Raw genomic sequence first — 22,060 nt, forward strand, 5'->3', positions numbered from 1 at the left:
GTGCCGCAGGCGATCTAGAACGTATTCCAGATTGCCAGCCTGATGCCCGTATTTTTGCGGGCATCATTGCGCTCCAAGCCTAGAACCCACGTGGTGGGGCTGTCCTTGGTGCGGATCATGATCGAAGGCTTGATCCTCCAGTGCAGGGGTTGGTCGCTTTGGTACGCGGTTTCGATCTGCAGCAGGGGGTTAATAAGCCGCGGGGATGACAGGCCTGCAGTAAGGTCCAACTTGCGATATACCGCATCATGCGTTCGAAACTCCAGCGCAGCATCAATGGCGATCCAGCCATTGCCCCAGCCGGTTTGAAACCCCTTGCCGTACGAAAGCGTGGCTTTGTACAAGGCCCAGGCTCGCATCTGGCGATGATGGGCTCCGATTGCAATCTCGGCAGCAAAGCGCCCTGCCTTTTCGAATTCGGCGACAGGCAAGCGGGCAAACACCAGAGCATGACCATAAATGTCGCGGTGCTCTTCAACGTCCAGGCCAAGGGTTAGCTTCTCTCGCAACCCGTACTCAGCATAAAATGACCCTTTGTAGTCGTATCCGTAATCCGGTTCCTTAAACGCCGTTACGGCAGTCGATGCAAAAGATGCGCCCTTATCCCGCAACCAAGCACCAGACCAGGCTGGCGAGGCTGCTAAGAGCAAAATCAGAAGGATCGAAACCCGGCGCATGCGCGCAGCATCTGTTAGCATGGTTAACGGATCGTTAGGATTTGGCCCAATTCTGCAGGAACTTCATGCCGCTGAATGGCAAAGGAAACACAAGACCTTTTCAAAACCTATGTTAGGTTTGAAACAGATAGAGGAGAATCCAGATGCCGAAGATTGCCAAAGACACCAGCGTCCAGACAGTTATCACGACCTTTGAAATGACGCCCGGCACCTGCCAGGACCTGCTGGAAGCTCTGACGGATGCTTATGCGGAATTCATCTCAAAACAGCCCGGATTTGTCGCCGCGGGACTGCACGTGAATGACGCGCAGACGCGGATCGCCAACTATTCGCAATGGGAACGCCGCGAGGATTTTCTGGCTATGCTGCGCACCACGGAAATGCGCAACCGCAATCGGCAGATTAACGAGCTGTGCAAAAGTTTTGAGCCGGTGATGTATGAGGTGGCCGGGACCTTTGGTGGAGCCTGATCTGAATCAATGCCTAACAGCCTGAGATGGTGCAGGGTTCAGGCGTGAAAACGGAGGTGCGCGTCATGTATCACAATATTCTTGTCCCCATTTCCTTTGATGCCGAAAGGGATACCTCTGGGCCGTTGAAGCTGGCCGAAATACTGGCGACATCGGATGCACAGGTCACGTTGCTGCACGTGGTCGAGCATATTCCAAGCTACGCCATTTCTTACATGCCGCCCGAGTATCTGGCCGAAGCTCGCAAGGCGCTGCAGATGGAACTGGACGCGCTTGCGGAAAAACTGCCCAACGCCAAAGGTGTTCTGGTCGAGGGTCATTCGGGGCGGACAATTCTTGACTGGGCAGTCGAACATAAGCCTGACCTGATCATCATGGCATCTCACCGTCCGGGGATGCAGGATCTGTTGCTGGGTTCTACGACCAACCACGTCGTGCGCCATGCGGCCTGCGCCGTTCATGTGGTGCGCTGATCGGGCCAAATGTCGGTTGGGGCAAGGCGCCATGCCTTGCCAAAGCCGCCGTTCAAAACTGCATCGGAAATGGTGAACGTGACGAACCCGAAATCGGTGAAGTCCGCATAGAGCTTGGCCTTGGGGCGAAGGCTCAGATAACGCGCGCGCAGCGCGGTGTGTTTCTCTGTCTCTCTGACGACGAACTGCGCGATGGCGTGTAGCGTCAACCTTGGGTGCGTCAACGGATCGCCTTTATCACCGGGTTCACCAATCAACAGGGCGCAGGCCGGATTGGTGGTCAGTGCCCGGGTGTGGTCGGCCAGGGTTGAGATCAACGTGACCGGATGCCCCTGACCATCCGTTGCTAGTGCCACGCGCGACACAGAAGGAAACGCACTATCTGGGCGCAGCACGGCCAGCGCGCCGAACGGCGCGTTTTCGATCAGGTTGCGGGCCATTTGGCAGGCTGTGTCATCAACCGGGCGGTACGGATCGGTGTTGGTCATTGGTGTCTCAGCCTTGGGCGTTCATTCGGGTGCAACATTATCCGTATTGCGACCTGTGCGCGAGGGGTCGTACAGGTCTCGATTTTGCCGCAAAGCCGGTTTAAGTCTCCGATATGGTTCTCAATGATTCCGAGCAGGGCTCGAATAAGAAAAACCAAAGAGCCGCAGCGCGGCATCGGCGCGCGGATGCGCTGCGCAGACGAGCGTTGTCGCCTGTACGCATCATTTTCATGATCCTCATGTTGCCCGCCACCACCGCGGCGATCGCGGTGGGTGTCTTTTTGCGAACATCCGAATTCGAAAGTCCCGATGCCCTTTTGCATTTGGTAGCGTTGGCTGGTTGTCAGGCCGCCGAAGCGCTTGTACCCGGGCCGTACTGGGACGGTGAGCCGGGATATCACGCGCGCAACGATACGGATGGAGATGGTGTTGCCTGCGGGGCGACGGCTCCTCAGTTCGCAACTCCCCAACCGGCTGCGGACCCTCAACCAGCTGCGGCGGCGCCTCAGCGGCAGGTGGGTACGGCCAAGTTCGTCCGGCCCTGATCACCTCGACCCGAAACATTCAAATCTATGCTATAGTACACGTGACGCGCCAATTCGGCCGTCAGTGGGGGATTTCGCCCTGAAAGGGAGAAAAGTCATGTTTGCACGTATTACGCAGTTCAAAATGAAGCCTGGCATGCGGGATGCTGCCGAGGCCAAAATGAATGAACTGAAAGACCAGATTATGGGCATGGAAGGTATGCACAGCTTTACCAATGTCATGAACGAGGACGGCACCGGATTTGTCGTCGCAGTTGTCCAAAGCGAGGAAACATCAAACGCAAACGCATCCAAAGTGGCCAAGCTTTGGGGCCATTTCGCCGAATTTCTGGAAGGCCCACCATCCCCTGCGGGGTTTGATGTGGTGGTTCACTGGGACAAGGGATAAAACCTCGCCCAGCGCTTGCCAAACCACACCCAATCGCCAAAATTGGGCTGATGACCCGCGATGAATTCAACAGCTTTTGTGCCAACCTCAAAGCCACCAGCCATGTGGTGCAATGGGGCAATGCGGATGTATGGAAAGTAGGCGGCAAGGTTTTTGCGCTCTGTGGCTGGAACGACGGCAAGGATGCTTTCACTTTCAAAGCGACCGATCTGGCTTTTGAGGTGCTGGGCAGCGAACCCGGCATCCGCCCAGCGCCTTATCTGGCGTCGCGGGGCATGAAATGGCTACAGGTCTATGACGAACGCGGGATGAGCGATGCGTCGCTGCGCGAGCATATCGTGACGTCCTACGAGTTGGTCGTGGCCAAGCTGACCAAGAAATTACGGGCGGAATTGGGTGTTTAGCCCTTCATCGCCTGCAGCAATTCCAGCAGTTGTTTTCGGTCGCCGTCATCCGTGTAGTCACCGGTGGCCAGACGCTCGGCAATGCGCAGGCGCAGGCGTTCCTGCTGGGTGCGCACCTCTTCGCCTGCGGTCTCAGCCAGAGTTTTCATGATCATCGCCACCGCCTGTTGCCGCTTGGTGGTGGGGTTGGCGATATAGTCGACGAGGCTCTGTTGCCCGGAATCGAGGATGTTTTCGGCCAGATCACGCAGTTGATCGCCATTGGGCAGCAGCGGGGCAGGGGCGTCCTCGGGCGGCAAGATTTCCGGTACGCTGCGCGGGGTCTCGGCCAGCGCATTTGCGCCGTCGACAAAGGCCTCGGTGATCATCCTTGTGATCTTGATGGCGCGCGGGTCCTTGAACAGAGCCGAGGCGATGGCCACGCCGTAATCCGTATAGACCCACGGGTTGACCCGCCGCCCACCGCGGCCTTTGGGTTTTGAGATCACATTCTGTGATTGCAAATCAGCGACCTCGGCATCGGACAGCTGAAAGCGGTAACCCTCGAACAGGTCCTTGTTGCGCGACACGGCCTGATTGAAGGCGCTGACGGATTTTCCGTAGAACTGCGCCAGATCCTCGGCCAGCACCACGCGAGTGCCGCGCACCCGGTGAATGGCGCTTTGGACTTCATGAGTGCTGGGCAGGTTATTGGGTTTCGTCATGGCAACCGTTTGGAATCACAATTTGTGATTTCAAACGTGGAGGAGAGGGCGCTGGGCTGCAAGGTGGAAGTTTGGGGATGGATCGGGGTAAATGATTTCAATCTGTATTATGAAACAGTTCAAAGATGGCGCCAAGAATTCATGCTGGTATTCGCAGCTTTCCTATTGGAATTATTGGTGATTTTTGGCATTTTAGGTTTGAATGATGGCAAGAGATCGAAATGGTTAAATCAATCAAAATCAGACTTGAAAATACAAAACTTAAGGTCGAGCACCTTAGACAAGCGAAGGAGAAGCTCAGTAAACTTTGCTCCGCCGATAAAGAGTTAGACGCCATATCACTTGAAGTGACGATAGGTAAGAGAACCTACAACTTTGGTGAGGGCGAGGAGCAAGAAGAAAGCTTTTTTCAGAGATACAGAGAGCAATGCAGTTACGCATACCTTACTTGGTGCAACCGAGATGAGAACATTTATCTTCGGCTACTCTATGATCGGTACTCTACCTACAGTTCAACAGTGGTTACGATTGAAACAGAGAAGTCGTCGGAAACCAATAGGATAGCCGAGTTTTTGGAAGGTGTCTCTGAGTCTGCCATCGAAGAATTCCCGTCAGAAGGCGACAGTAAGAAACCTACCAAGGTTTTCATAGGACATGGCAGGTCTGCGCAGTGGAAGGATCTGAGAGATCACCTACGTGATATGCATGATATTGACGTTGTGGCTTATGAATCCGGTGCGAGAGCGGGTCATACTATTAGAGACATTGTGGAAGAAATGGCTGACCAAAGTGACATGGCATTTTTGGTCCATACGGCTGAGGATGATATGGCCGATGGAAAACAGCAAAGTCGCCCCAATGTTGTTCACGAAACTGGATTGTTCCAAGGTAAACTGGGGTATACGAAGGCCATCGTTCTATTGGAAAAAGGTTGTGAAGAGTTCTCAAATCTGGCGGGCGTACAACAAATTCGGTTTGCAAAAGGAAACATACGAGAAACCTTTGGCGACGTATTAGCTACTATAAAACGTGAATTAGGAGCTAGAAACTAATTCGACTCACCGCTTCCTTCTCTTCACATTCCCACCCCGCTGCCCCGGCCGTCCAGCCGTTGACCGCCCACGCGATTTCACCGCATCCTCCGAGGCTTTCTCGACCGCCCATTGCCGCGCCATGGGGTCGTCGGCGATGGCGAGGTCGACCGCTTCCAGACGTTTGATCTCATCCCGGATATTGGCGGCCTCTTCGAATTCCAGGTTCTCTGCGGCCTTGCGCATCTTGTCGCGCAGACCGTCCAGATGCGCCTCGAGGTTGGCGCCGTGCATCGGTTTGTCGATGGTGGCGGTGACGCGGTTCATGTCGACGTCGCCCTGATAGAGCCCGGCCAGAACGTCCTCGACATTCTTCTTCACCGTCGCGGGGGTGATGCCGTGTTCGTCGTTGTAGGCGATCTGTTTGGCGCGGCGGCGGTTGGTTTCATCCAGCGCGCGTTCCATGCTGCCGGTGATCTTGTCGGCATACATGATCACCCGCCCGTCGGCGTTCCGTGCGGCGCGGCCGATGGTCTGAACCAGTGAGGTCTCGGATCGCAGGAAGCCTTCCTTATCGGCGTCCAGAATGGCGACCAGCCCGCATTCGGGGATGTCGAGCCCTTCGCGCAGCAAGTTAATGCCGATCAGCACGTCAAACGCCCCCAGACGCAGGTCGCGCAGAATCTCGATGCGTTCCAGCGTGTCGATATCCGAGTGCATGTAGCGGACCCTGATGCCCTGTTCGTGCATGTATTCGGTCAGGTCCTCGGCCATGCGTTTGGTCAACGTGGTGACCAGCGTGCGATAGCCATCGGCGGCGACCTTGCGCACTTCGTCCAGCAAATCGTCGACCTGCATGCCGACAGGGCGGATTTCGACTTCGGGATCCAACAGGCCTGTGGGGCGGATCACCTGTTCGGTGAAGACACCGCCGGTCTGTTCGATCTCCCACTTGGCGGGGGTGGCCGAGACGAAGACGGATTGCGGGCGCATGGCGTCCCATTCCTCGAACTTGAGGGGGCGGTTGTCCATGCAGGACGGCAGGCGGAACCCGTGTTCGGCCAGCGTGAATTTGCGTCGATAGTCGCCCCGGTACATGCCGCCGATCTGCGGCACGCTGACATGGGATTCATCGGCGAAGACGATGGCGTTGTCGGGGATGAATTCGAACAGGGTCGGGGGTGGTTCCCCCGGTGCGCGGCCGGTCAGATAGCGGGAGTAGTTTTCGATCCCGTTGCACACGCCCGTCGCCTCAAGCATTTCCAGATCGAAATTGGTACGCTGTTCCAAGCGCTGCGCTTCCAGCAATTTGCCCTCGCCGACCAGTTGATCCAGCCGGATGCGCAGTTCCTTTTTGATGCCGATGATCGCCTGCTGCATCGTTGGTTTCGGTGTTACGTAGTGTGAATTCGCATAGACCCGCACCTGATCCATCGACGCGGCGCGTTCGCCGGTCAGCGGGTCGAATTCGGTAATAGTCTCCAACTCCTCACCAAAGAACGAAAACTTCCACGCCCGGTCCTCAAGGTGAGCAGGCCAGATTTCCAGTGAATCGCCCCGAACCCGGAACGAACCGCGCTGAAACGCCTGATCATTGCGGCGGTATTGCTGGGCGACCAGATCGGCCATGATCTGACGCTGGTCGTATTCGTTGCCGACCTTCAGATCCTGCGTCATCGCTCCGTAAGTTTCGACCGAGCCGATACCGTAGATGCACGAGACCGAGGCCACGATGATCACGTCATCGCGTTCCAGCAGCGCGCGGGTGGCCGAGTGGCGCATCCGGTCGATCTGTTCGTTGATCTGGGATTCTTTCTCGATATAGGTATCCGACCGCGCGACATAGGCCTCGGGCTGGTAATAGTCGTAGTAGGAGACGAAGTATTCGACCGAGTTTTCCGGGAAGAAGCCTTTGAATTCGCCATAAAGCTGGGCCGCCAGCGTCTTGTTGGGCGCAAGGATGATCGCAGGGCGTTGGGTTTCTTCGATCACTTTGGCCATAGTGAACGTCTTACCGGTCCCCGTCGCGCCCAGCAGAACCTGTTCTCTTTCGCCGTCAAAGATACCGCTGGTCAGTTCCTTGATCGCAGTTGGCTGATCACCAGCAGGCGCAAACTCGGTATGCATGACGAACTGCTTGCCGCCTTCGAGTTTCAGGCGCGCGCGAACGTCATCAGCGGTCAGCTGTGTCTTGTCGGAATGGGCATAGGGCATAGGCAGGCTCCGGGTCAGGCCCTTACATTTGTTCTTATTTTGTCCAACTGCAAGGCCTGATCCGGTTCAGAAACTCAGTTTCAGTAATAGGCATACTGTGCGTCGGGGATTTGAACCGATTGCACCTTGTTGGCCAGCGCTTTCAGATTGCTCTCCAGAACCCGGCCCATCATCGCCTTCATCAGTGTTTGACCCATCAGCCAGCCCAGCGGGCCATATTTCATCTGGTAATCCATGCTCCAGACGACCCGTGAATGGCCATTTGCAAGGGGTTCGATGGCGATGGCCGCATGTGCTTGGGTCAAAGGCATCGCTGGCATCTCGGACAGGCGTACGCGATAGCCTTTGTTGGCTTGCCAATCCGTCACTTCCTCGACCAGCGAGGTGCCGTTTTCAAAGTGGCAACGCCGTTTCGACCCGACGCCGTCTTGCCCAGTCGTCAGCGCATCCACCGAGGCGACTTGTGGCGCGAATTCGTCGATATGCATGAAACGGCTTAGAATGGCCCAAAGGGATTCGGGCCGGGCGTCGATTTCCAGGCTTTTTCTGTGGTGGATCATGTTGGTGTCCTCTTGATGGCGTTGCACGAAATATAAAAGGCCTTGATGACAGTTTCTGACATCAGGGCGTGACCAGCCGCGACAATTCCCATCTTGTCCCAGCCTGTACTCTGACGCATAAACAATCTCAGCCAAGTGAGGACGGAGGGGCGACATGCGCGCACGGATTTACAAGCCTGCCAGGAACGCAATGACTTCGGGGATGGCCAAGACCCGCAAATGGGTTCTGGAATACGCGCCCGCGTCGTCGCGTGAGGTTGATCCGCTGATGGGCTGGACGTCTTCCGACGATACGCAAACTCAAGTGCGCCTGAAGTTCGACACTAAGGAAGAGGCGCTGGACTATGCCAAAGACAATGGCATCGAAGTCCAGGTTAGCGAACCGCACAAACGCAAACCCAACCTGCGTTCGCGCGGCTATGGTGAGAATTTCGCCACCGATCGGCGCGCGCCCTGGACCCACTAAATGATCGAAATCCATGAGGCGGATCCGACCTCGGACGCGCTGCGCCCATTGATCGAGGCGCATTTCGCCCATGGCGAAGCTGCAGGACCTGCGGAAAGCAACCATACCATGGATGCCCAGGCTCTGGTTGCCGAGGGCATCAGGTTCTGGGCCATGTTTGAGGACGGACAGCCCGTCGGATGTGGAGCGTTAAAGGCGTTGCCGGACGGAACGGCCGAGGTGAAGTCTGTTCACATCATCTCGAAGGTGCGTGGACGCGGTCTGGCGCGTCAGATGATGAACCACCTGACAGATGAGGCTGGCATCCAAGGGGTGGCGGCTTTGGTTCTGGAAACAGGTTCGGAACATCTGCCGGAATATGCGGCCGCCCGTAAGCTATATGAACGGCTTGGGTATTCCTATTGCGGTCCGATTTTTGGATATGAAGACGACCCGAACAGCGCCTTTATGCGCTTGGCTCTTGAACCCCGGAAGTAAAAACAGCAAGAAGGGCCCAGCGGTCCCGTAGCTCAACTGGATAGAGCAGCTGACTTCTAATCAGCAGGTTGAGGGTTCGAGTCCTTCCGGGATCGCCAATTACTCCAAACCACAATGCGTAGATTACATTTTTTGGCCGCCTATTGTGGGCCGCGGTTTATGCAAATTTGGGTAGATGTTGCTTCTAGGGATGAGTCGTACGCAAAATATTGCCGCCCCTACTACTTTGTCGAGCGAATCTCTGCCGTTAAAAGCCTTCACGCGATTTTGGACTGCAGTTTGCACTGATCTGAACAAGTTTTACTGCAACACATGCGAACAATCGGAGGATGGACGATGTCGCAGGCCAGCACGCTTGAGCGTGAAATGCTTAATTTGATCAATGCAGAACGTACGTCGCGTGGCCTTGATCCTGTTCAACTTGAACTCCGCCTGAACGCTTCGGCTGAAGAGCATAGCCAGTGGATGCTGGGATCCGGTAATTTCTCTCATACTGGTGAGGGTGGAAGCTCGGCTACCCAGCGCATGCGCGACGCGGGTTTTGTATTGTCCGGATCATGGGCGACTGCCGAGAACATAGCCTGGCAAAGCCAGGGCGGTGAGCCGGGATTTTCAGACGATGTCGTTGATTTGCACAATGCGCTTATGAACAGCCCTGACCACCGCGCCAACATTCTAAATCCAAACTTGGCTTACATCGGTATCGGAATTGAGATTGGTTCATTTGGTGGTGTTCCTGCCGTCATTGTGACCCAAAATTTTGCCCGTACTACGGCGAGTGTCCAGTTGGACACCGGCGCCGGTTCGGATGCCGGTGGTTCTGATACGCCAGCAGATCCGGTACCGGTCGTTCCCGATCCGGGCGAACCGGCAGATCCGGTTTCGACATCCTCGCAAGAGAATCTGTCGTTTGGCGACGCGGACACCCTCAGAGTGACGCCGGAAGAACTGGATCAAAGTGTTATCAGCGGGTTTGGAGTGGGCAAGTCCCTCGTCATCGAAGGTGTCGAGCTTAGTCGGTCCAACATTCGCTTGACCGAGAATTCGAACGTTGAATTCGATGTTGATGGTGATGGTAGGACGGATCTGACGATTTCGCTGGACGGCGGGCAGTCGGGCGGCGACTTTTTTGCCGTCACCAAGGATGGAAACACCGTGGTCAGCTATGCAAAATTTCTGCCTGACCTTGCGCCTGGGGTCCGCGTTGATAGCAGCGTGATCAACGGCATTGTGAACAAATCCTTTCTCGAAGGCGATGGCACGACCGATTTTCGGATACAGATGGTCAACCTCGGAACCGCTGACTTTAACAATGTCCTTGGCGTTTATGATATTCTAAGTAACGGCGAAATTGCGAATGTGCGCCTGCTGTTTGAAAACACCAATGAAGCGAATGGCGCGGTAGAGCTAAGTAATTTGGCGGACGGAAACCGTCTTGGGTTCTTTATTGTTCAGGATGGTGCGGATTGGGCCCAGACCCTTTCAGACAGCGACAATCTAGGTTTTGTTGCCAGCAATGGTGGCATGGCAGACGTGGACGACGAATTTGATTTCGTTTTAACGGTGAATGGGAACTCTGCTGGCGTCACCACGTTTCACGCTGAAAAGGCGGCCTTGAACAGTGACAATCAGCAACACGCGCTGTCCGGTATCGTGTCGGGCGGCCAGGCAATGACCATCGGTTTCGAGGATTTGACGGGTGGGGGCGATTCCGACTTTGAGGATGTCGTATTCAACGTAACCAGGCTTGAGGACGACGCGTTCTTGATGGTCTAAGTCTGTTTGCCGTGTGCTGCTGACAAACGTATTGAAAGTCTGCGCGCCCTACTTTCGATAACAAAGGTAAGTGTCAGACGTCGATGATATTGCCCTTTCTGCGTTCTCCTTGAATGCGCCGTAGGATTGATGCCTGCGCGCTACGGGCGCAACAACTGCCGTTGGACATTTCACGGTTTGATGCCACTCCTTTGGTAGCGTTCATTGCAGCAAGGCGCACGCACTTGGGAATTGAAACGGGCGGAGGCTTTCCGAGCAGATGCTGTGCGGATTGCCCTGACTAAAGCGGTGGGTCTGGTGAACCGATGCTGCGATAGTGGCGAGTGCCTATTGGGCCTTGAAAGCAGTGTTCAAAACTAGGGTTTGCAAGCAAGAGCTTTCCATGATCCGCGGTAAAGAATGACCGGTAACCTTAGTTAACGTTCTGCTTGGCATCATGGCCACGGAAAACGACTGTATATAGGTCAGTCTACTACCTTCACTGCGGTGTAGAGTCGGCGAAACAGCCTCAGTCTGTCGTGCAGCGCACCGGGACTAGCGGGTTCAAACCTGTCTTTTGTCTGGGGCTGAACTGCCAGATCGGCAATACTAATGGTACCAACTCCACAGGCGGCCAAAAGGGCTGCGCCATAGGCGGGGCCAGAATCCGATCCTTCTGAGCGTACCACCGGCTTTCCTGTCACCGATGCAATCAGGCCCAACAAGAGGTCCGATTGACTGCCGCCGCCGATGGCCGCTAATTCCGGTAGATTTTCTACAGTGTCTCCGAAGCTCTGCGCGGCATCGGCAAAACAAAAAGCAATTGCCTCGACCACGGAACGGCAGAGATCCGCGCGCGTTGTCGAATCCTCAAGACCAAAGAAACAGGCACGAATATGCGGATCCCCGAGGGGGCTGCGTTCACCCGTCAAATACGGCAGGAAAATCGGCCCGCGATCACCGCTGACCGTTTCGGCAAGCGCAACAACTTCGGCAGCGGACAGCTCCAATTGACCACCAATCCACGAAATCGGCCTTGCGCCGTTCAGCATAGCGGCCATTTGATACCAACGGTCGGGCAATGTGTGCGCAAAAGCATGCACATAGCGTTCAGGATTGGGCTTGAACCGACGGTCCGCCACGAACAACTGGCCGGACGTCCCCAGTGAAATGAACCCACGTCCCGGTTCGGTGGCGCCCAAAGATACCGCCCCGGTTGCCGCGTCTCCGCCTCCGGCAACGACGGGCACGCCGGGTTTCAGCCCGGTTTCAGCTGCGGCTTGCGCCGTCACGGTTCCGACGACGACGTGACCGTCGAAAACCTGCGGCAGCCAATCGGGCGCGACATCTGTGGCTTCGGCAACTCCGACATGCCATTTTCGCGATGCCTGATCGAGCCACATTGTACCGGCTGCATCGGACGTGTCGGTTGCCAACTCTCCATGCAGGCATAACCCGATGTAATCTTTGGACAGCAGGATATGAGCAAGTCGGGCATAGTGTGCCGGCTCATGTTGTTTCAACCAGGCGATTTTGGGTGCCGTGAAACCCGGCAAAGGGAGGACGCCAGCGATATGACCAATCTGCGGCTGGGCTTCGCGCAGTTCATCGCATTCACGTACCGCTCTGCTGTCATTCCACAGGATCGCCGGACGGATCGGGCGCAGATCGCGATCCAGCAAAACTGCCCCATGCATCTGACCGGACAACCCGATGGCCTGCACCTCAGACAGCGTGACTTGTTTTGCAAGTTGGCTCAATGCATCGCGCGTCGCCTGCCACCAAATATCCGGGTGCTGCTCTGACCAACCAGGCTGCGGCGAGGAAGTCTTTATGTCTATTGAAGACGTTGCAAGAATTCGATCGGTATCCGCACAGACAAGTTTGACCGCTGACGTTCCGATATCAATCCCGAGAAACATTCAATCCCCTTGCCCGCAGAAACGCCCGGACCTTGCATGGCTATTGATTTTTTAGCGCGCGCAAAGAATATGTAAAAATATGATAAGATCAAGGCGGCTCAGATCCGCAGGCAGACTGACATGACCAAAATAAAGAATATGGAAGAGTTCGCAGCCCTCAGTGGCATCTCGCGGCCTACGGTATCCAAGTACTTTCACGATCCCGACAGCGTTCGCCCGACAACACGGGCCCGTATCGAAGAGGCGCTGGAGCGGTTCGACTATCGCCCCAATATTTATGCGGTGAACCAGAACCGGAAACTGACCAAGAATATCGGCATCGTCGTGCCCTATCTGGCTGATCCGTTCTTTGCCGAAATCGCGCGCTATTTGGAACAAAGCTGTATCGCGGCGGGGTATCGTCCATCCCTCTTTAGCTCTCATGGTGAACAAAAACTGGAAAACGACATTCTGGACGGGCTGCAATCCATGAAGCCTGCCGGGGTTTTGTTGGCGCCATTGGGACGGACCTCAGACCAATCAGTGATCGAGAGGTTCTGCGCGAATGTGCCGACTGTTTTGTTCGACAGTAACCTAGAGGGTCTGGGTGCCGCGTTTATCGGGTCGGACAATTTCAGCTTTGTGTCGCAAACCGTGGAATACATGATCCGGACGGGCGAGCCCCCGTCATTCTTCGAAATGCGAACGCCTGCAAACCCGAACGCCAATAAACGCCGAAAAGCCTATGTTGAAGTCATGGAGCGTCTCGGGTTCGAGCCGCATATCATCAGAGTCGACGGTAAGGGCTGGGCGTTTGAAGAAATCGGTCACAAGGGTGCGCTGAAAGTTCTGGCGGAAAATGAGCTGCGAACAAACTCGGTCCTGTGCAGCAATGACCGGCTGGCAATCGGTTTTCTGGCGGCTTGCTACGAACAAGGGATTCGGGTCGGACGACGGGACGATTGCGCGCTGCGTCTGGCTTCAAATGACGATCATCCCTTCGCAAAATTTACGTGCCCCTCTCTGACCACGGCTGCGCATGACTATGACAATGTGGCCGGGCGCAGCGTCGAAACTCTGTTCGAACTCATTGAAAGTGGAGGGAAATTTGAAACACGGTCGGAAACGTTGTTCCCTGCAAGGCTGGTTTTGAGGGATTCCGCGTAATCCTAAAATTTAACGCGCGTAAAGTTTTCATTGACGCCGCGACAATTTTTGCATTACGTTCTCTGTACGACATCCAAGCTCAGGGAGGACAGGGATGTATTTGAGAAACGCACTTCGTGCGGCGACTGCAATGACACTCGTCGCGACGGCAGCAGCTCATGCGGATACCTTAACAATAGCGACCGTGAACAACGGCGATATGATCCGGATGCAAGGCTATACCGATAAATTCACCGAGGCGACCGGCATTGACGTCGAATGGGTGACGTTGGAAGAAAACGTGCTGCGTCAGCGCGTAACGACCGACATCACGACCAAGGGCGGTACGTTCGACATCATGACAATCGGCATGTATGAAACGCCGATCTGGGGCGCAAATGGCTGGCTGGTACCGCTGGATGGCCTGTCCGAAGAATACGACGTTGGTGACATTCTGCCAGCGATGGCAGGTGGGTTGAGCCATGACGGAACGCTTTTCGCGGCGCCGTTTTATGGTGAAAGCTCGATGATCATGTACCGCACTGACCTTATGGAAAAGGCGGGCATGGAAATGCCTGATGCGCCGACCTGGCAGTTCATCAAAGAGGCCGCCGCCGCGATGACCGACCGCGACGCCGAGATCAACGGCATCTGCCTTCGCGGCAAGGCTGGTTGGGGTGAAGGCGGAGCCTTTATCACTGCGATGTCCAATTCATTCGGTGCCCGCTGGTTCGACGAAGAATGGAAGCCTCAGTTCGATCAGCCCGAGTGGGCAGATACACTGAATTTCTACGTTGAAATGATGAACGAGTCCGGTCCTGCCGGCTATGCCACCAATGGGTTTAACGAAAACCTGTCGCTGTTCCAGCAGGGCAAATGCGGCATGTGGATCGACGCGACAGTTGCGGCGTCTTTCGTGACCAACCCTGACGACTCTACGGTCGCGGATCACGTAGGATTTGCGCTGGCACCTGACACAGGATTGGGCAAGCGGTCCAACTGGCTTTGGGCGTGGGCACTGGCTATTCCTGCTGGCACACAGCAAGAAGATGCTGCCAAGCAATTCATCGAATGGGCGACCTCAAAGGACTACATTGAGCTAGTGGCCGAAAGCGAAGGATGGGCAAACGTTCCCCCGGGTGCGCGTACGTCTCTGTACGAGAATCCGGAATACCAAAAGGTTCCGTTCGCCAAGATGACACTGGACTCAATCCTGTCAGCTGATCCGAACAGCCCGACGGTGAAACCCGTCCCGTACGTTGGCATCCAGTTCGCCGCAATCCCGGAATTCGCAGGCATCGCCACACAGGTGAGCCAGGAGTTCTCGGCGGTATATGCCGGACAGCAAACGGTTGAGGAGGCACTTGCCAAAGCGCAGGCTTTCACAGCCGAAGAAATGGAAGCCGCCGGTTACTGAGGCATCCTCCCAACGGGTGGGCAGAGGTCTGCCCCCCGTTTCAACCCTTCCACAATTCGCGTTTTTCTCGCAGGCTGAGTTATGCCTGAACAGAGAGGGTTTGCCTAATGGCTACTCAACATTCCCGATCAGTTGCCCGCCTGATGATGGCACCAGCAGTGGTCCTGCTGCTTGGCTGGATGCTCGTGCCTCTGACGATGACGCTGTATTTTTCTTTCAAAAAATATCTGCCGCTGCGTGGAGGTGATCTAGGTTGGGTCGGGTTCGACAATTACGTTCGTTTCGTATCCTCCAGTTCCTTCTGGCCCGCGGTCCAAGCAACATTGGTAATCGTTGGCGGCGTGCTGGTGATTACGGTCATTCTGGGCATTCTGCTGGCCATGCTGCTGGATCAACCCATGTGGGGGCAGGGCGTTGTCCGCATCCTTGTGATCGCGCCATTCTTTGTCATGCCGACCGTATCAGCGCTGGTTTGGAAGAACATGTTCATGGACCCGGTGAACGGTTTGCTGGCCCATCTGTGGCGCTTTTTCGGGGCCGAGCCGATTTCGTGGCTGTCCGAGGCTTCGATGACCTCGATCGTTATGATCGTTTCCTGGCAGTGGCTGCCCTTTGCGACGCTGATCCTGCTGACCGCTATCCAGTCTCTGGACAGTGAACAGCTGGAAGCAGCCGAGATGGACGGTGCGCCGGTGCTTAAACGCTTTTATCACATCATCCTGCCGCATCTTGGTCGCGCCATTACGATTGTGATCCTGATTCAGACGATCTTTCTACTGTCGATCTTCGCCGAGATTTTCGTGACCACCGGCGGCGCCTTCGGCACCCGTACACTTACCTACTTGATCTTCCAGCGCGTGTTGGAAAGCCAGAACGTTGGCCTCGGATCAGCCGGTGGTGTCTATGCAATCATCCTGGCCAATATCGTTGCCATCTTCCTGATGCGCATCGTTGGCAAAAACCTGGACGCGTGAGGAGACAAAACCATGGCCCGCACCGTCACGACACAACGCAAAACACTAAACACCGCCCTTGCCTGGGCCGTAGGTCTGCTGATCTTTTTCCCGATCCTTTGGACGATCCTGACCAGCTTCAAGACCGAGGCACAGGCGATTGCAAGCCCACCGATCTTCCTCAACTTCGACTGGACGCTCGAAAACTACGCCATCGTGCAGGAACGCTCTGACTATATGCGGTTCCTGTGGAATTCAGTCATCATCGCAGGCGGATCAACACTTTTGGGTGTAATCGTCGCGATACCCGCAGCCTGGGCGATGGCGTTTGTTCCGTCCAGACGCACCAAGGACATTCTGTTGTGGATGCTGTCCACAAAGATGTTGCCCGCAGTTGGTGTTCTGTACCCGATTTACCTGCTGTTCATTCAGCTGGGATTGCTGGACAGTCGCGGCGGGCTGGTCGTGGTGCTGATGCTGATCAATCTGCCGATCATCGTCTGGATGCTCTACACCTATTTCCGCGAAATTCCGGGGGAAATCCTCGAAGCGGCACGAATGGACGGTGCGACGCTGAAAGAGGAAATCCTTTATATCCTAACGCCCATGGCCATCCCCGGCATCGCATCGACCGTTCTACTGAACTTCATCCTGGCCTGGAACGAGGCGTTCTGGACCCTAAACCTGACGGCCGTCGATGCGGCCCCGCTCACCGCATTTATCGCCAGCTATTCCAGCCCCGAAGGCTTGTTCTTTGCCAAGCTCAGCGCGGCCTCGACCATGGCGATTGCACCCATCCTGATCCTTGGCTGGTTCAGCCAGAAACAACTTGTCCGCGGCCTGACTTTCGGCGCTGTGAAATAAGGAAGACTTCGTATGGGACGTATACAACTCAAGTCCGTGACCAAAAGCTTCGGCGACGTAGAGGTCATTCCCCCGCTGGATCTGACCATCGAAGATGGCGAGTTCACCGTATTTGTCGGCCCCTCGGGTTGCGGCAAGTCCACTTTGCTGCGCCTGATTGCGGGACTGGAAGACATGACCTCTGGCTCCATCGACATTGACGGCGCCGACGCAACAGACGTGCCGCCTGCCAAACGCGGGCTGGCGATGGTGTTCCAATCCTACGCCTTGTATCCGCACATGACCGTTCGCAAGAACATCGCATTTCCGCTGCGCATGGCGAAACTGGATCAGGCTGAGATCGACAAGCGAGTTGAAGGTGCGGCGAGCGTTCTGAACCTGACCGACTACCTGGACCGTCGTCCCGGCCAACTGTCTGGCGGGCAACGTCAAAGGGTGGCCATCGGTCGGGCCATTGTACGCGAACCTGCTGCGTTCCTGTTTGATGAGCCGCTGTCGAACCTGGACGCCGCCTTGCGCGTTGGCATGCGGCTGGAAATCAGTGAACTGCACGAACGTCTGGCGACTACGATGATCTACGTCACCCACGATCAGGTCGAAGCCATGACTATGGCCGACAAGATCGTTGTGCTTCAGGCAGGTGTGATCGAACAGGTAGGCAGCCCGTTGGAGCTGTACCGTACGCCGCGCAACCTGTTTGTTGCAGGCTTCATCGGTTCGCCCAAGATGAACTTCATCGAAGGCCCCGAAGCAGAAAAGCTCGGTGCCCAGACCATCGGAATTCGCCCTGAACACATTGCGGTGTCTGAATCTGAGGGAGACTGGTCCGGCGTCGTAAGTGTCTCTGAGCATCTTGGCTCGGACACTTTCTTCCACGTCCACGAAACAGGGTTGGCCGAGACCATCACCGTCCGAGCAGATGGCGAGGTCAGCTTTCGCCACGGCGACCGTATCCACCTGACGCCACGCTCGGATGCCATCCACCGGTTTGACGCGAAAGGTCTGCGGTTCGAATGACGCGTCTGACCGGAAAAACTGCCCTGATCACCGGGGCCGGGCGGGGCATCGGACTGGCGTTTGCCAAGGCTTATGTGGCTGAGAGCGCGCGCGTCGCCATCGCGGACATAGACGGGCAGCGCGCGCAGGACGCAGCAACTGAGATCGGCGCAGCCGCGTTGGCCGTCGAGATGGATGTGACCAGCCAACAAAGCATAGAAGCCGCCGTTGCACGAACGGCTGAACATTTTGGCCCAATCGACATTCTGATCAACAACGCGGCCATCTTCTCCGCCGCTCCAATCGTTGAAATTGAGCGTGCTGACTACAATCGCGTTTTTGATATCAACGTTTCTGGCGCGCTGTTTTCGATGCAGGCCGTTGCGCGCCACATGATTGATCAAGGGACCAAAGGTCGGATCATCAACATGGCATCGCAGGCAGGGCGTAGGGGCGAGCCGTTGGTCGCCGTGTACTGTGCCAGCAAAGCCGCGATCATATCCTTGACCCAATCGGCCGGGCTGAACCTGATCTCTCATGGGATCAACGTAAACGCCATTGCACCTGGTGTCGTCGATGGCGAGCACTGGGATGGTGTTGATGCGTTTTTTGCAAAGCACGAAGGCAAACCACTGGGCCAGAAGAAACGCGAAGTGGCTGCAGCCGTTCCTTATGGCCGAATGGGTCGGGCCGAAGATCTGACCGGGATGGCAGTATTTCTGGCTTCTGAAGACGCAAAGTACATCGTCGGACAAACCTACAATGTCGATGGCGGAAATTGGATGAGCTGATGGACCCTGTGGCGAATGCAAAACCTTCGGTACGGCTACGGCGTGAAAGTCTTTCAGACCTGCCAGAGATTGTCAGGACTCCGACCTATGCCCGCTCTGACCTGACACCGGGCATTGTCCATATCGGACTTGGCAACTTTCATCGCGCGCATCAGGCCTGGTATATTCACCAGTTAATGCAGCTGGGCCAGGCCCATGACTGGGCAATCATCGGGGCAGGTGTCCGAAGCTATGACGCAAACATGCGAGAGCGACTGTTGGCGCAGGACTGCCTGACAACGCTGATCGAACTGGACCCAAAAGGAATATCCGCCGAAGTGATTGGTCCGATGATCGATTACCTGCCGATCGAAGACAACAATGCCGTGCTTGTCCGGACGATGGCGGACCCTGCCATACGAATTGTGTCGCTGACTGTAACTGAAGGTGGGTATTTCCCGGACGCCAACACTGATGCGTTCGATACGGATCACGCAGACATTCGGCACGATGCCGAGAACCCGGACCAGCCGCGTACGGCTTTCGGCGCTATTGTCGCGGCGCTCAGACAACGGCGTGCAAATGGCTTGAAACCCTTTACTGCGCTCAGCTGCGATAATCTTCAGGGCAACGGTGGAATTCTGCGAACCTGCGTTGTTGGTTTGGCGCGTCTTTCCGACCCGGATCTGGCCGATTGGATCGATCAGAATGGAGCGTTTCCGAACTCGATGGTGGACTGCATTGTTCCCGCAACGACCGAGGAGGTCGTAGCGCAATGCCGGGCACTGGGCGTCGACGACCGCGCACCGGTCACGCATGAGAACTTTCGCCAATGGGTGATTGAGGACAATTTCTGCGCTGAACGACCGCCCCTTGAGCAAGTTGGAGTAACACTGACGCAGGACGTCCACAGCTATGAAGCGATGAAACTGCGCATATTGAACGGCGGCCACCAACTGCTCGCAAATGTCGGGGAGATTCTGAATGTGCCCACGATTTCAGACTGCATGCAGGACCCGGACATCGTGGCGTTTTTCAGGAAAGTTCAGACGGAAGAAATTCTGCCTCTGGTCGAAGCCGTCCCCGGAACCACGGCAGCCGAATATCTTGGGTTAGTTGAGAGGCGATTTTCCAACACCACCATCCACGACACAACACGGCGCGTGGCATTTGATGGATCTTCACGACACCCCGGTTTCTTACTGCCGTCGTTGCGCGATGCTCTTGCAACTGGGTCTTCCGTAAATGGGTTTGCGCTGGCCGAAGCATTCTGGTGCCGGATGTGTGCAGGCATTCGCGAAGATGGTTCAGAAATTTCCCCAAACGATCCCCATTGGGAGCATTTGCAAAAAACCGCACTGGCTTCCAAGGTCAATCCGATTTTGTGGATCGAACAAAGCCAGTATTTTGGTGACTTAGGCCGCGACGCGCAGTTCACAGACGCTTTTTCCACCTGGCTGGCTGCGATTTGGCAACGTGGTTGCCGCGAGGCGATAGCTGACTTTACCGCTCTTGAGCCAAAGTCCCACTGATTCTGCGGCAGGCATGCTTCAAGCCAATCTCTGTGGTAGAGGCCAGTTTGCACGAGGTTTAATGATGGCTGAAAAATAGGCACTCTTTGAGCGTTCTATTCTGGCTGTCCAAAGTGCGTAAGCGCCGTAGGCTATTGCCTTCGACATGCCCGTGAAACTTATGGAATCTGACCATCTTGTACAGGTCAGATCCAGGCACGGGTAAGGAAGGTCACAAAAAGTCCAAAATCACTTGCTTGCGCATAGCAACTCACTGGCTTTTTCACCGATCATGATTGCTGGAGCATTAGTGTTGCCGCTGACGATTTCCGGCATGATTGAACAGTCGGCAACGCGCAGATTTTCGATTCCTTTGACCTTCAGGTTTGGATCCACAACAGAGCTTTCCGAGGTACCCATCGCGCAGGTTCCTGTCGGGTGATAGATCGAGACTGAATTCGAGCGCGCCCAATCCAAAGTGCCTTTGTAGTCATCGCGGGACAGATCAGAGGTTGGCCGGAACTCTTCTGAAATCTTAGAAGCCAGTGGATTATGCCGGGCGATGTCCCGCGCGATGTTCACGCCGTCGACGATCGTTCTGCAATCAGTTTCCGTCGACAAATAGTTTGGAATGATCTTGACGTAACTGGCCGGATCGGGGCCATCCAGACGCAGTTCTCCGCGGCTTTCCGGCCTCAGCTGACAGACGGACATTGTGAAGGCAGAAAACGGGTGCACGCCCTCTCCGGGGCTGTCGGCAGACCAGGGTTGAACGTGGAATTGAATGTCAGGAGTCTGAACTTCGGGGCGGGTTTTCAGAAATCCGGTGGCCAGGCTGGCCGCCATTGTCATAGGTCCGGCCCGGAATAGCGCGTATTTCAGCGCGATCCGTGCCTGATTGAACAGGCTGCGCACTTCATCATTCAGCGTTGGCTCGTTGCATTTGAAGACCAGGCGTGCCTGCAAGTGATCCTGCAGCCCTTTGCCGACGCCGGGCAGCGAATGAACGAGTTCAATGCCGTTGGCCTTCAAGTGATCCGGGTCTCCGATGCCTGACAACATCAAAATCTGAGGTGAGTTGATGGCACCACCGGACAAGATGATTTCGCGGCGCACTTTGATCGACTTCACTTCACCCGATCGGTCGCGATAAAGAAGTCCGGTTGCTTTTTTGCCGTCCAGTTCGACCTTGGTTACCAATGCACGGGTGATGATGTTCAGGTTCGGCCTGTTCCTGATCGGTTTGAGGTATGCAACGGCCGCACTGCAGCGACGCCCGTTCCGAGTGGTCAACTGGAAATAGCCAACGCCTTCCTGATCGGCCCCATTGTAGTCAGGATTAAACGGGTAACCCGCCTCTTGGGCGGCGGCGACCCAGGCGTCACAGATCGGTCGCTGAATGCGCATGTTGGATACCGACAGCGGGCCGCCTGTACCGTGAAATGCGTCTTCGCCGCGCTCTTGATCCTCGCTGCGTTTGAACAGAGGCAAGACGTCATCCCAACCCCAGCCGACGTTACCCATCTGACGCCAGCGGTCGTAGTCCTCTTTCTGACCACGAACATACAAAAGCCCGTTCAACGAGGAAGATCCGCCAAGGACCTTTCCGCGCGGCCAATCAATCGAGCGTCCATTCAAACCTGGATCTGGTTCAGTGCGGTAACACCAATCCAATGAGGGGTTATGCATGGTTTTGAAGTATCCAACCGGTATGTGAATCCATGGGTTGGTGTCAGGTCCACCAGCTTCCAACAATGCCACTGTTGTGCTGGGGTCAGCGCTTAGCCGATTGGCAATGACGCAGCCCGAAGAGCCTGCTCCGACGACTGCATAATCCACCTCCATGACGG

At 55.7% G+C, this 22,060-nt stretch carries 23 protein-coding genes and 1 tRNA gene; 17 read left to right on the top strand and 7 right to left on the bottom strand.

The window, feature by feature from the left end; genetic code table 11:
* Positions 1 to 14: 14 nt before the first annotated feature.
* On the bottom strand, positions 15 to 698 hold the full coding sequence (locus AC2FID_RS14220) for a hypothetical protein (protein ID WP_496756310.1): 684 nt from the start codon (positions 696 to 698) through the stop codon (positions 15 to 17).
* Between the two features lie 122 nt (positions 699 to 820).
* On the opposite strand from AC2FID_RS14220, the gene AC2FID_RS14225 reads away from it, so the two are divergent.
* Positions 821 to 1,147, top strand: a complete 327-nt coding sequence (locus AC2FID_RS14225; protein ID WP_058273448.1) for an antibiotic biosynthesis monooxygenase family protein — start codon at positions 821 to 823, stop codon at positions 1,145 to 1,147.
* A 65-nt stretch (positions 1,148 to 1,212) separates the two neighbouring features.
* On the top strand, positions 1,213 to 1,620 hold the full coding sequence (locus tag AC2FID_RS14230) for a universal stress protein (RefSeq protein WP_496837368.1): 408 nt from the start codon (positions 1,213 to 1,215) through the stop codon (positions 1,618 to 1,620).
* On the opposite strand, the gene AC2FID_RS14235 is transcribed toward AC2FID_RS14230, so the two are convergent.
* Entirely contained in the window at positions 1,605 to 2,108 is a 504-nt protein-coding gene (locus tag AC2FID_RS14235; RefSeq protein ID WP_496837370.1) for a HugZ family pyridoxamine 5'-phosphate oxidase, read from the bottom strand. The two genes, AC2FID_RS14230 and AC2FID_RS14235, sit on opposite strands and share 16 nt — an antisense overlap.
* A gap of 239 nt (positions 2,109 to 2,347) precedes the next feature.
* Here AC2FID_RS14235 and AC2FID_RS14240 point away from each other — a divergent pair, with 239 nt between their 5' ends.
* The 3 genes from AC2FID_RS14240 (at position 2,348) to AC2FID_RS14250 (ending at position 3,445) form a co-directional block, all read left to right on the top strand.
* Positions 2,348 to 2,653 (top strand): excalibur calcium-binding domain-containing protein, encoded by a 306-nt coding sequence (locus AC2FID_RS14240; RefSeq protein WP_373455756.1) that lies wholly within the window; start codon positions 2,348 to 2,350, stop codon positions 2,651 to 2,653.
* A 97-nt stretch (positions 2,654 to 2,750) separates the two neighbouring features.
* Positions 2,751 to 3,041 (top strand): hypothetical protein, encoded by a 291-nt coding sequence (locus tag AC2FID_RS14245; protein WP_058273445.1) that lies wholly within the window; start codon positions 2,751 to 2,753, stop codon positions 3,039 to 3,041.
* Positions 3,042 to 3,091: 50 nt separating this feature from the next.
* Entirely contained in the window at positions 3,092 to 3,445 is a 354-nt protein-coding gene (locus tag AC2FID_RS14250; RefSeq protein ID WP_058278708.1) for an MmcQ/YjbR family DNA-binding protein, read from the top strand.
* Here the strand turns inward: AC2FID_RS14250 and AC2FID_RS14255 are convergent.
* Positions 3,442 to 4,149, bottom strand: a complete 708-nt coding sequence (locus AC2FID_RS14255) for an ORF6N domain-containing protein (RefSeq protein WP_496837372.1) — start codon at positions 4,147 to 4,149, stop codon at positions 3,442 to 3,444. The two genes, AC2FID_RS14250 and AC2FID_RS14255, sit on opposite strands and share 4 nt — an antisense overlap.
* Before the next feature lie 221 nt (positions 4,150 to 4,370).
* Here AC2FID_RS14255 and AC2FID_RS14260 point away from each other — a divergent pair, with 221 nt between their 5' ends.
* Complete coding sequence (locus tag AC2FID_RS14260) at positions 4,371 to 5,201, top strand: TIR domain-containing protein (protein ID WP_496837374.1); 831 nt, start codon at positions 4,371 to 4,373, stop codon at positions 5,199 to 5,201.
* 6 nt (positions 5,202 to 5,207) lie between these two features.
* On the opposite strand, the gene uvrB is transcribed toward AC2FID_RS14260, so the two are convergent.
* Together uvrB and AC2FID_RS14270 are read right to left on the bottom strand one after the other, a co-directional pair.
* A complete protein-coding gene (gene uvrB / locus AC2FID_RS14265) occupies positions 5,208 to 7,394 on the bottom strand; it encodes an excinuclease ABC subunit UvrB (RefSeq protein ID WP_496837375.1) in 2,187 nt (728 codons plus the stop codon).
* A gap of 80 nt (positions 7,395 to 7,474) precedes the next feature.
* A complete protein-coding gene (locus AC2FID_RS14270) occupies positions 7,475 to 7,954 on the bottom strand; it encodes an SRPBCC family protein (RefSeq protein ID WP_496837377.1) in 480 nt (159 codons plus the stop codon).
* A 154-nt stretch (positions 7,955 to 8,108) separates the two neighbouring features.
* Between AC2FID_RS14270 and AC2FID_RS14275 the strand changes: the two genes are divergently transcribed.
* The 4 genes from AC2FID_RS14275 (at position 8,109) to AC2FID_RS14290 (ending at position 10,673) form a co-directional block, all read left to right on the top strand.
* Positions 8,109 to 8,420 carry an ETC complex I subunit gene (locus tag AC2FID_RS14275; protein ID WP_109312827.1) on the top strand — a complete coding sequence of 104 codons (312 nt, stop codon included), beginning with the start codon at positions 8,109 to 8,111 and terminating at the stop codon, positions 8,418 to 8,420.
* Complete coding sequence (locus tag AC2FID_RS14280; RefSeq protein ID WP_496837379.1) at positions 8,421 to 8,897, top strand: GNAT family N-acetyltransferase; 477 nt, start codon at positions 8,421 to 8,423, stop codon at positions 8,895 to 8,897.
* Between the two features lie 21 nt (positions 8,898 to 8,918).
* Positions 8,919 to 8,995, top strand: a tRNA-Arg gene (locus AC2FID_RS14285).
* A gap of 238 nt (positions 8,996 to 9,233) precedes the next feature.
* The gene (locus AC2FID_RS14290; protein ID WP_496761105.1) at positions 9,234 to 10,673 is read left to right on the top strand and encodes a CAP domain-containing protein; all 1,440 of its coding nucleotides are present in this window, start codon (positions 9,234 to 9,236) and stop codon (positions 10,671 to 10,673) included.
* Positions 10,674 to 11,137: 464 nt separating this feature from the next.
* Here the strand turns inward: AC2FID_RS14290 and xylB are convergent, their stop codons facing one another.
* On the bottom strand, positions 11,138 to 12,574 hold the full coding sequence (gene xylB, locus AC2FID_RS14295; protein WP_496698895.1) for a xylulokinase: 1,437 nt from the start codon (positions 12,572 to 12,574) through the stop codon (positions 11,138 to 11,140).
* A gap of 120 nt (positions 12,575 to 12,694) precedes the next feature.
* Here xylB and AC2FID_RS14300 point away from each other — a divergent pair, with 120 nt between their 5' ends.
* From AC2FID_RS14300 to AC2FID_RS14330, 7 genes are all read left to right on the top strand, one after another.
* A complete protein-coding gene (locus AC2FID_RS14300) occupies positions 12,695 to 13,720 on the top strand; it encodes a LacI family DNA-binding transcriptional regulator (protein WP_282120190.1) in 1,026 nt (341 codons plus the stop codon).
* Positions 13,721 to 13,814: 94 nt separating this feature from the next.
* Positions 13,815 to 15,116 carry an ABC transporter substrate-binding protein gene (locus tag AC2FID_RS14305; protein ID WP_282120191.1) on the top strand — a complete coding sequence of 434 codons (1,302 nt, stop codon included), beginning with the start codon at positions 13,815 to 13,817 and terminating at the stop codon, positions 15,114 to 15,116.
* Between the two features lie 107 nt (positions 15,117 to 15,223).
* A complete protein-coding gene (locus tag AC2FID_RS14310; RefSeq protein WP_109310933.1) occupies positions 15,224 to 16,090 on the top strand; it encodes a carbohydrate ABC transporter permease in 867 nt (288 codons plus the stop codon).
* Positions 16,091 to 16,102: 12 nt separating this feature from the next.
* Entirely contained in the window at positions 16,103 to 16,933 is an 831-nt protein-coding gene (locus tag AC2FID_RS14315) for a carbohydrate ABC transporter permease (RefSeq protein ID WP_109310934.1), read from the top strand.
* A 12-nt stretch (positions 16,934 to 16,945) separates the two neighbouring features.
* Positions 16,946 to 17,950 (top strand): ABC transporter ATP-binding protein, encoded by a 1,005-nt coding sequence (locus tag AC2FID_RS14320; protein ID WP_108859808.1) that lies wholly within the window; start codon positions 16,946 to 16,948, stop codon positions 17,948 to 17,950.
* Positions 17,947 to 18,720 (top strand): L-iditol 2-dehydrogenase, encoded by a 774-nt coding sequence (locus AC2FID_RS14325; RefSeq protein ID WP_496837383.1) that lies wholly within the window; start codon positions 17,947 to 17,949, stop codon positions 18,718 to 18,720. Before AC2FID_RS14320 ends, AC2FID_RS14325 begins: the two co-directional genes overlap by 4 nt.
* Positions 18,720 to 20,231 carry a mannitol dehydrogenase family protein gene (locus tag AC2FID_RS14330; protein WP_496837385.1) on the top strand — a complete coding sequence of 504 codons (1,512 nt, stop codon included), beginning with the start codon at positions 18,720 to 18,722 and terminating at the stop codon, positions 20,229 to 20,231. Before AC2FID_RS14325 ends, AC2FID_RS14330 begins: the two co-directional genes overlap by 1 nt.
* A 228-nt stretch (positions 20,232 to 20,459) precedes the next feature.
* On the opposite strand, the gene AC2FID_RS14335 is transcribed toward AC2FID_RS14330, so the two are convergent.
* Positions 20,460 to 22,055, bottom strand: a complete 1,596-nt coding sequence (locus tag AC2FID_RS14335) for a GMC family oxidoreductase (protein WP_496837387.1) — start codon at positions 22,053 to 22,055, stop codon at positions 20,460 to 20,462.
* Positions 22,056 to 22,060 lie beyond the last annotated feature (5 nt).

The sequence above is a fragment of the Ruegeria sp. CDSC068 genome, assembly GCF_059610545.1.